Raw genomic sequence first — 4,176 nt, 5'->3', positions numbered from 1 at the left:
GATCTTAGGGAATGGAGCTCACAGACGATCCATTCCAATGATGACTGGATCGTCCTGGGCCTTACCACCCCGGAGGGTGAAACAAAATATATGTACTATTCCGATTTCAAAAAGGCTCTGGAAGACGGAACCCTGCAGCTAAATGCCAACTCCGGTGCCCTGAAATACGAGGGAATTTCCCAGAAAGACTGGACTGAGCGTATTCTTTCCTCTCTGAGCGCCGAATATGCAGACGGCGGCATCCAGTCACAGGAACCTCTGAAAAACATCACAGACAAAAACGGAAATGTGGTTTACACAGATGTGGCAGATATGCTCACTCCGATCCTTGAAATCCCCTGTGCACCGGAAGGTTACGACAGTCTCCTGGATTACATGAATTCCACTTCATCCAAAACCAGGAATTTCAAAGGGAACCTGAACGATGCCTTTGAGCAGCTGGATAATGCCCGGGATCTTTTTTCCAGCTGGACAGAAGCTGCTCAGACACTGGAGGAGTACAGCAGTGATAATTCCAATATCCATTATGCCTATACGGATAACACCTCACAGAAAATCTTCACAAATACAGATGCAGCCTATACTTCCGACCTGACTGATATTTCCGGTTTTTCAGACAAAAAGCCTTACGTGTTCCTAAGTGTCAACGAAGCTGCCACAGATGAGAAAAATGCCCGGAATGGTCTTATGAATCTGAATCTTTCTGCTGCTGCAAACCCTTCTGTAGGAAACTGGATCGATCTCCTTCGAAACTCCACATACGATGAAAACTGCAGTTTTCTTGCCTGGATCGATGATACCAGCCTTCCTGTACAGGATTCCATTAAAACTGACAGACAGCATTTCCTGACTTACCGTACTTTATTTATCCCGGCTGCTGTGATCACCATGATCAGTTTTCTGCTCTTTATCATAGATTTTATCTGGCTTACTGTCCACACCGGAAGAAGAAATTCCGATAGCGGTAACACAGACACGGCTCAACCAGAACTGAACTTTTTTGACAGGATCTATACGGAAGTAGCAGCCGGACTTGTGTGTATCCCGGCACTTGGTGTATTGACTGCAGGACTGAACATGCAAGCTTCCACCTATAACCTTGTCTCCTCCCTGATCATCCTGGGTATCACGATTTTCCTGATCACGTGCCTGTTCTGGATCGGCTATTTAAGTCTGGTCCGCAGGATCAAAGCGCACACCCTGTGGAAAAACAGCCTGCTTCGCAAATGTCTGAAGCTTCCCCGTCTGTGTCTTTGCAAAGCCGGTAAACTGATCGATTTTTTCTCCAGGAATACCATCAGCAGAATCCGCATGGTAGTGGGACTTGGCGTATTTCTATTCCTTGAATTTTTCTTCAGTGCCCTGCTCGCAGCATCTGATGGTTGGTTCCTGATGTTTTTGCTTCTATTTCTTCTGGATCTGGGTGCGCTTTTCTGCGTCTACAAAATTGCTCTTGGGCGTGAACTCCTCCTTGATGGCCTGAAACGGATCACCGATGGAGAGCTCACTTACAAGATCCCGGAAAAGGAACTCCGTGGTGATCAGAAAGCAATGGCACAGTATATCAACCGCATTGGTGACGGGCTGGACGCTGCCGTGGAAAAAAGCCTCAAAGATGAGCGTATGAAAACCGAATTGATCACCAATGTCTCCCATGATCTGAAAACGCCACTGACTTCCATCATCAATTACATTGATCTGCTGAAAAGGCTGAACCTCAAAGATACGGAAGCACTGAAATATCTTGAGATCCTGGACTCAAAGGCACATCGTCTGAAAAGTCTGACCGAAGATGTAGTGGAAGCTTCCAAAACCAGTACCGGAAATCTTTCTCTGGAAATGACGGAACTGAACTTTGTGGAAATGCTTTACCAGGTGATGGGTGAATTCGAAGAACGGATGAAAAGCAGACATCTGACCCTGATGACACATCTGCCTGATTTTCCTGCCATGATCTATGCCGATGGCAGACGGATGTGGCGTATCCTTGAAAATCTTTTCGGCAATATTCTGAAATATGCCATGGAGAACACAAGGGTCTATGCAGAAGTTCTTCTGGAAAAAGATCAAGTCATCTTTACCCTGAAAAATATTTCCGCACAACCTCTGAACATTCCGGCTGAAGAACTGACCGAACGTTTCATCCGCGGCGATGTTGCCAGAAATACAGAAGGCAGCGGACTTGGATTATCCATCGCACAGAGCCTTACCCAGCTTCAAGGTGGCACCTTTAAACTTTATCTGGACGGTGACCTTTTCAAAGTCTGCTTAAGTTTTCCACAGAAGATCTCTCCCACAGTCTTATCCGCACCGGAAGATCCTCATTCCGAAGCACATTCTTAACCATTCATAAAAAACAGCAGCGGAAGCCCTGATGATATGATGAATCAGGAGCCAGGCTGCTGTTTTTCTCTTATTTTTGTTCTCTTTTACACTTTAATGGTGATCTCACGGTCTGTCCGGTTATATTTATAATACCGGACTCCGGCTGCATCCAGCATTTTTTTGGATGCGATCACCGACGGAGTATCTGCATATTTATCACAGTCGTATACGATAGTCCTGATCCCTGCCTGGATAATAGCCTTGGCACATTCGTTGCAGGGAAACAGGGACACATAAAGCTTGGCACCTTCCAGACTTCCTCCCCGGTAGTTCAGGATGGCATTGAGCTCACTGTGTGTCACATAAAGATATTTGGTATCCAGCGGATCTCCTTCTCTTCCCCAGGGAAACTCATCATCGGAACATCCCTTTGGAAATCCATTGTACCCCATTGACAGGATCTTGTTATCTTCACTTACGATACAGGCACCAACCTGTGAATGCGGGTCCTTGGAACGCATGCCGGAAAGCATGGCCACCCCCATAAAATACTCATCCCAGGAAAGATATCCCTGTCGTTTCTGTCCTTTTTTATCCATACAGAATCCTCTTTTTCTATTGGTTTCTTACTGATCGATCAATCCTCGATCATGTTGATCCTTCTGATATGGCGCTCATCCCCGGAAAATGGTGTATCCAGGAATGTATCCACGATCTTCAGAGCAAGCCCCGGTCCTACTACACGACCGCCCATGGCCAGAATGTTGGCATCGTTATGAAGTCTTGTTGCTTCTGCAGTAAAGCAATCTGTACAAAGTGCAGCACGGATTCCCTTGAATTTATTAGCAGTGATGGAAATTCCGATACCTGTTCCGCAGATCAGGATTCCTTTCTCACACTCACCGTCCACGATCGCCTGTGCTACTTTCTTTCCATAAACAGGATAGTCTACAGATTCCGGACCATTGCATCCAAAATCTTTGTACTCCAGTCCTCTCTCTTCCAGATGCTTCTTTACCTCCTGCATCAGCTCATAGCCGCCATGATCACATCCCAGTGCTATCATTTTCTTTCTCCTCCTCAACGTTGATAATTTTATGACCAGCCGCTTTCAGTAAGCGGTTCATGATCGCCTGTCCCATTCTTGGTGTAAAAAATGCCTCTGAATAAATGGCACTTACATTACAGCTGTCAAAATCACGCAGGACCTCGTACAGATGATGCGCGATGGTTTCTTCCTGCTCCCGGCTTCCGATACTCTTTACGATTCCATGTGAATATCGGCCTTTTGTTTCATCTGTTGCGATGATCCCCACAGTCAGTCCCTTCTCCTCAGCCTCTCCGGCTCTTTTTTCGATCTCCGCGATCACACCCTCTGTGGACCCCTCCACAATGGCAAGATCTGCCTTTGGTGCATAATGACGGTATTTCATTCCCGGTGCTTTTGGATGGACCTTGCTGTCCGGTTTGATCAGCCCCTTATCCATCCTTACATCTCCAAGTGTTTCCCGGAGCATTTCCAGGGAAATATATCCCGGCCGCAGGACTACCGGTATGTCTTCTGTAAAATCTACGATCGTAGATTCCAGACCGATATTTACCTGTCCTCCATCAATGATCATATCAATGGCTTCTCCCAGATCCTCTGCCACATGTCCCGCTGTCGTAGGACTTGGTCTTCCGGAAGTATTGGCACTTGGCGCTGCCACATATCCGCCAGCCGCAAGGATCAGCTCCTGTGCGATAGGATCACTTGGAAAACGTACTGCCACACTGTCCAGTCCTCCGGTTGTTTCCTTTGGCACGATATCTGCCTTGGGAAGGATCATTGTCAGCGGACCCGGCCAGTAT

4 protein-coding genes are annotated in these 4,176 nt (G+C 46.9%); 1 reads left to right on the top strand and 3 read right to left on the bottom strand.

The window, feature by feature from the left end; translation table 11 throughout:
• The coding region (locus tag AB5026_RS18710; RefSeq protein ID WP_368214137.1) for a sensor histidine kinase at window positions 1–2,343 on the top strand (2,343 nt) is incomplete at its 5' end.
• Window positions 2,344–2,429: 86 nt separating this feature from the next.
• Here the strand turns inward: AB5026_RS18710 and AB5026_RS18705 are convergent.
• From AB5026_RS18705 to AB5026_RS18695, 3 genes are all read right to left on the bottom strand, one after another.
• Complete coding sequence (locus tag AB5026_RS18705; RefSeq protein ID WP_015527165.1) at window positions 2,430–2,924, bottom strand: dCMP deaminase family protein; 495 nt, start codon at window positions 2,922–2,924, stop codon at window positions 2,430–2,432.
• 38 nt (window positions 2,925–2,962) lie between these two features.
• On the bottom strand, window positions 2,963–3,391 hold the full coding sequence (gene rpiB / locus AB5026_RS18700; protein WP_015527166.1) for a ribose 5-phosphate isomerase B: 429 nt from the start codon (window positions 3,389–3,391) through the stop codon (window positions 2,963–2,965).
• Window positions 3,372–4,176: L-threonylcarbamoyladenylate synthase (locus AB5026_RS18695; protein ID WP_368214136.1), on the bottom strand; the 805-nt coding region annotated here is incomplete at its 5' end. The genes AB5026_RS18695 and rpiB, both read right to left, overlap by 20 nt.

Origin of the sequence: Blautia sp. RTP21359st1_E11_RTP21359_211015 (assembly GCF_040910705.1) — a bacterium.
GTDB classification, from domain to species: Bacteria; Bacillota; Clostridia; order Lachnospirales; family Lachnospiraceae; genus Blautia_A; species Blautia_A fusiformis.
This window is presented reverse-complemented; position numbering and strand designations above follow the sequence as displayed.

Coding starts and splice junctions, on each gene's coding strand:
- AB5026_RS18705 (WP_015527165.1), bottom strand. CDS start 2,924: ATGGATAAAAAAGGACAGAAACGACAGGGATATCTTTCCTGGGATGAG.
- rpiB (WP_015527166.1), bottom strand. CDS start 3,391: ATGATAGCACTGGGATGTGATCATGGCGGCTATGAGCTGATGCAGGAG.